Consider the following 251-nt stretch of genomic DNA (forward strand, 5'->3'; position numbering starts at 1 on the left):
CAGTGGCCATCGCTGCCAACTAGGGTCTCAATGGTTTGCACAGCGCCTGCGCTGTCGGTGATGGTGAGTGTAACAGTGCCACCAATTTCATTACTGGTGCCCTGCAGCTCGGGTGTTAAGTCGCTGACATCGCCTACGTTTTGAATGGTGAGTATTGGCGCTTGCGTGTCGATAGTGGTGGTATCACTCACTGTAGTTTCGTTGCCAACACTGTCGCGTACACTTACTTCGATGGTGCTTTGACCTTCACT

1 pseudogene is annotated in these 251 nt (G+C 52.2%); it reads right to left on the reverse strand.

The features are described 5' to 3' along the window. Window positions 1–251, reverse strand: a pseudogene (locus H5161_RS19965) (RTX toxin); the annotation flags it as partial.

The sequence above is a fragment of the Pseudoalteromonas sp. SG43-5 genome, assembly GCF_014164345.1.
GTDB classification, from domain to species: domain Bacteria; phylum Pseudomonadota; class Gammaproteobacteria; order Enterobacterales; family Alteromonadaceae; genus Pseudoalteromonas; species Pseudoalteromonas distincta.